Annotated in this window: 1 protein-coding gene; it reads right to left on the minus strand. The window is 69.0% G+C overall.

From position 1 onward, the window contains the following. Window positions 1-255 (minus strand): DegT/DnrJ/EryC1/StrS family aminotransferase (locus EOE66_RS21680; RefSeq protein ID WP_205702801.1); only part of this gene is annotated, 255 nt, incomplete at both ends.

Consider the following 255-nt stretch of genomic DNA (forward strand, 5'->3'; position numbering starts at 1 on the left):
GCTTGGGGTAATGAACGGCCGTCGGGATGCCCTGCTGCTTCAGTGCCTCCTGCACCGCCGCGCGGTTCTGCACGAACACGGTGTACTGCGCCCAAACGCAGTCGCGGTCGGCCCGCTCTGCCAGCAGTCGCACGCCCGGCACTGCAGCCAGCAATTCGCCATAGCGCGCACCCAGCCGCCGGCGCTGCGCCAGTTCCCACTCGAAGCGGTCGAGCTTGCCCAGGACCACCGCGCACTGCAGCGTGTCCATGCGAC

It is taken from the genome of Rubrivivax rivuli, from assembly GCF_004016505.1.
GTDB classification, from domain to species: domain Bacteria; phylum Pseudomonadota; class Gammaproteobacteria; order Burkholderiales; family Burkholderiaceae_C; genus Rubrivivax; species Rubrivivax rivuli.